Consider the following 4,346-nt stretch of genomic DNA (forward strand, 5'->3'; position numbering starts at 1 on the left):
GTCTTAACTATATATTTGTAATTAATTTATTAAAGTTCAGCTAATTAGTTGATAAAAAATCTCATTATATGCAACAGTAAGGTCTATGACAATGTGTCAAACAAACTAGCTTCTAGTAATAGTTTGATATGTTCTAATTAATACATTTTTAATTGTGCGAGGAGCAAAGATGATAAAACTTCGTTATATCTGTTTAACAGCAGCAGCAGCCGTAATAGTTACCTTGAGTTCCTGTAGTAGTACACCAACCGCAGAAAATCCATCAGCACCAGTTGCTAGCCCTCAAGTTACAGAGGCATCAAGTAATAACAGTCATAGTGGTCACGGTGGCAAAGATAAAATTAACATTAACAGTGCTATATTGTCAGAATTGGATAAGTTTGAAGCTAAACTAGGCGTTCCGGCTTTATCAAACAAAATCCAGGCAGCTCGTCCCTATGGCAGCCCAGAAGATTTAGTTACTAAAAAAGTAATTACTCAAGAACAGTTCGACCAAATTAAAGACCAAGTTGGTGTTCAAGAAGTGGTACTTACAGGTGAGGCAAAAGATGTTGACTATATGTCTAAATTAGGTTTGATGAAAGGGCATCTTTTGGTAGCACAAGAACTGCTGGATCAGAATCAACCGAAACAGGCAGAACCTCATATTGGACATCCAGTTGAGGAAATATATGTTGACGTAGAAGAACAATTAAATGAGCGCAAAGTTAAAGAATTTAAAACAACATTGGTGAGTTTGCAAGATTTAGTAAAATCTAGTCCGAAGGATAGCAAAGTTAAAACTAATTTTACTTCTTCAGTGCAAGCAGTTGATGGTGCGATCGCAGCTTTGCCAGCAGATCAACGCTCAAAACCAGGATTTGTCCTCCAGGTAATTAACGAATTGCTAGATGCAGCTAACTCCGAATATGGCGCTGCGATCGCAGATGGTAAAATAACTGCGCCAATTGAGTATCAAGACTCCCGTGGTTTTGTCGTTTATGCCAATGATTTATACAAAGGGATTTCTAGTCAAGTAGCTCAAGCAGATCCCGAAGCACACAAAGCGATCGATGCTAGTTTCACTGAACTAATAAAAGCTTGGCCTGCTGCCATCCCACCAGCAAAAGCAGTTAAAACACCTAATGATGTTACCAAGCTTGTGAAAACCATTGAGGAAAACTCTCAAAAAGTGGTTAATAAATCCAATACCCAAGCACAGCGATAACACTTTGATTTAATGGGAAGCATAAAGTAAAGAGTTTAAAATAATGAAATCGTTAGAAGTTACGAATTACGAACTTCTAACTCATTACACTCCATTCGTTACTTGAACTAACAACTGATGCAAGAACTTGACCATAAAAAGACTATTGACCTGCTGAACGCCATCATGGAATTTGAACTAGCAGGGGTAGTACGTTATACACATTATTCTTTGATGGTGACTGGCCCTAACCGTATTCCAATTGTGGCCTTTTTCAAAGCACAGGCAAGTGAATCTTTACTTCATGCCGAACAGGTGGGAGAAATTCTCACAGGTTTAGATGGGCATCCCTCCCTGAAAATTGCCCCAATGGAAGAAACCTACCAGCATAAAGTCAAGGATATCTTGGAAGAAAGCTTATCCCACGAGAAAAAGGCATTGGATCTGTATAAAAATCTGCTTGAAACTGTTACTAATGCCAGCATTTATCTTGAAGAATTCGCTCGCGGCATGATTGGTCAAGAAGAGATGCATAATCTCGAACTCAAAAAGATGCTACGCGATTTTAGTTAATAGTCATTAGTCATTAGTCATTAGTCATTAGTCATTAGTCATTAGTCATTAGTTAAATTTAAAGAACAAGTGACAAAGGGCAAATGACTAATGGCAAAGGAGAAAAGACAAAGGATAAAAGATGGATTTTAGTACTGCTCTACCTACTTTTGTAATAACGCTCCGAGAAGGAGTGGAAGCTGCTCTTGTTGTTGGTATTGTGCTAGCTTTGCTGAAAAAAGCTAAACAATCCCGACTCAACTCTTGGGTATATGCTGGTGTCGGCGTTGGCATTGTTGTGAGTGCCTTAATAGGGGTGCTATTCAGTTGGATAATTCAAGTACTGGGAGCAGTGAATCCTCAATACACCTCGGTGGTTGAGCCAGCCTTGGAAGGTATGTTTAGTGTATTAGCGATCGCAATGCTCAGTTGGATGCTAATCTGGATGACTAAACAAGCCAGATTCATGAAAGCTACAGTTGAGGGAGCAGTTACACAAGCACTGACACAAAACTCAAATGCTGGTTGGGGTGTTTTTACTTTAATTTTAGTTGCCGTTGTCCGCGAAGGCTTTGAAACTGTTCTGTTCGTTGCTGCTAATTTTCAACAGGGATTAATGCCAGCCTTGGGTGCTATTGGTGGTTTGGTAGTGGCATCTGCAATTGGAGTGCTGCTATTTAAATGGGGTGTCAAAATTAACATCCGCCAGTTTTTCCAGGTAATGGGCGTTTTATTAGTGTTGATTGTCGCTGGGTTGGTAGTTTCAGCCTTGAAACACTTTGACGAAGCTGTGGCTAATCTTGCCCTTAGCAGTCGTGCTACAGAAAGCCTTTGTTTCTATTACGAACGTTTTACAAAAGTCCACTCCTGTATTTTGGGGCCAATGGTTTCAAATACTTCCACAATCTTGCCTGACGAAAAGTTTCCTGGCATTATCCTCAAATCTTTATTTGGTTACAGAGACAATCTCTATCTTGTGCAAGCAGTGGGATATGTTACGTTTTTACTCACCATTGGAGGACTATATTTCCGCAGCCTTGGGGGTGCTTCTTCTGAAGGTAAAAAGAATGTCCCTTTTGGTCAAAAACCAATTCGTTCTGCAAAAGATTAAAAGCACAGTCAGTTACCTTGTTTGCAGTCTCCCTTATTCCCAGTCTATGGCTGGGAATCGCTTTTAGATAGCTACCTAATGCAATACGGTTCAGTTAAGGCTGTAAGTCATGTAAACTAGGCATTGTGACCATGAATGGAAATTAAATGTGGTGCATCTTAAAGGTTTTTCGTTGGTGTCTCCTGAGATACAAAGTGGTGACGTGCTTAAGGCAATTGAGATGGCGATAAGTGCAACTTCAATCAAACAGGCGATCGCTAATACCAAAACCGAAGAGGAACGCAAGCGATCGCTACCCGCACAATTAGTGGTAAGCCTAATAATAGCAATGAGCTTTTGGTCTAGAGACTCAATGCTCCCCGTGCTGAAAAATCTAATAGATGGGATGTCAGAGGCATGGATTAAGGTGGGAAAATACTGGCGGATGCCCTGCAAATCAGCTATTACACAAGCTCGGCAGCGATTAGGAGCGAGAGTGATGAGCTTAATTATAAGTGTTCATCCGAACTTGATATAAGAGGTTTTAAAATAAAGTGTATTTTGTCAATCAGTTAAAATACTCTAAGTAGTCTGATTGAAAATGATAATCGCGCGAATGTTGCTTTCTGGTTTGAAAAACGTTATTTCACAACACCTGAATCAACAAGAAGCTTATAAATATTTTGAAAATTCTACAAGGAGCAAAGTTATGGAGTCTCGCAATTAACAATTGCTACAACTATAAATTAGGTTAGCGATCGCTCGAAGTAATTTAGCTGGCTCCACTGGTTTGGTGATATGCTGCCCAAATCCGGCGGCAATTGCCTGTTGATAATCAACCTCACCAGCATAAGCTGTAAGGGCGATCGCGGGAATTTTTCCTCCAAGTTCTGATGACATAGCTCTAATTTGACGAATCAGCATATAACCGTCTATTTCCGGCATTCCAATGTCGCTTAACAGCAGATTTGGCTGGAACTGCGGCATAATTCGTAGTGCTTCCATTGCAGATGCCGCCTGGATTACTACCGCGCCAGATTGCTCCAAAATGAAAGCAATTAACTCTCGTGTATCCCGCTCATCATCTACAAGCAGAACTTTCAATCCCTTGAAATCGGGTAAATCATCAGCTTGAGAGGCTATCTGATGGCTATTTAGATCGACCTCGATTAACGGTAGCATGACTGTAAAGGTTGCTCCTTGTTCTTCACCCAAACTTTCTGCCTTAACTGTGCCGCCGTGTAGCTCAACAATGTGACGAACAATAGCTAATCCTAAGCCCAGTCCGCCGAATTTTCTAGTGGTTGCGCCATCAGCTTGTCGAAAGTAGTCAAAGACGAATGGTAAAAAGTCAGGGCTAATTCCCTTACCTGTATCACTGACTCGCAATTTAACCTGAGAACCAATAGACTCTAAACTGATTTCTATCTCTCCACCTTGGGGTGTAAATTTAATAGCATTGGAAACTAGATTCCAGATAACTTGCTGCAAGCGACTAGAATCAGCTCTGACTAAAAA

General features: G+C 40.4%; 4 protein-coding genes and 1 pseudogene. 4 read left to right on the forward strand and 1 reads right to left on the reverse strand.

The annotated features are described in order from the left end of the window. Positions 1–169: 169 nt before the first annotated feature. The 4 genes and pseudogenes from IQ229_RS15080 to IQ229_RS15095 all read left to right on the forward strand — a co-directional run. Positions 170–1,207: a helix-hairpin-helix domain-containing protein gene (locus tag IQ229_RS15080; protein ID WP_194044957.1), complete on the forward strand. Its 1,038-nt coding sequence runs from the start codon at positions 170–172 to the stop codon at positions 1,205–1,207. Between the two features lie 117 nt (positions 1,208–1,324). Further along, positions 1,325–1,759: a ferritin-like domain-containing protein gene (locus IQ229_RS15085; protein WP_190899961.1), complete on the forward strand. Its 435-nt coding sequence runs from the start codon at positions 1,325–1,327 to the stop codon at positions 1,757–1,759. Positions 1,760–1,880: 121 nt separating this feature from the next. Continuing rightward, complete coding sequence (locus IQ229_RS15090; protein WP_194044958.1) at positions 1,881–2,849, forward strand: FTR1 family iron permease; 969 nt, start codon at positions 1,881–1,883, stop codon at positions 2,847–2,849. A 220-nt stretch (positions 2,850–3,069) separates the two neighbouring features. Beyond that, a pseudogene (locus IQ229_RS15095) lies at positions 3,070–3,330 on the forward strand (transposase domain-containing protein); the annotation flags it as partial. Between the two features lie 221 nt (positions 3,331–3,551). On the opposite strand, the gene IQ229_RS15100 reads toward IQ229_RS15095, so the two are convergent. After that, positions 3,552–4,346, reverse strand: a 795-nt coding sequence (locus IQ229_RS15100) for an ATP-binding response regulator (protein ID WP_194044959.1), incomplete at its 5' end; no start/stop codon positions are given.

The organism is Nostoc cf. edaphicum LEGE 07299, assembly GCF_015207245.1.
Taxonomy (GTDB): domain Bacteria; phylum Cyanobacteriota; class Cyanobacteriia; order Cyanobacteriales; family Nostocaceae; genus Nostoc; species Nostoc edaphicum_B.

Coding starts and splice junctions, on each gene's coding strand:
- IQ229_RS15090 (WP_194044958.1), top strand. CDS start 1,881: ATGGATTTTAGTACTGCTCTACCTACTTTTGTAATAACGCTCCGAGAA.
- IQ229_RS15085 (WP_190899961.1), top strand. CDS start 1,325: ATGCAAGAACTTGACCATAAAAAGACTATTGACCTGCTGAACGCCATC.
- IQ229_RS15080 (WP_194044957.1), top strand. CDS start 170: ATGATAAAACTTCGTTATATCTGTTTAACAGCAGCAGCAGCCGTAATA.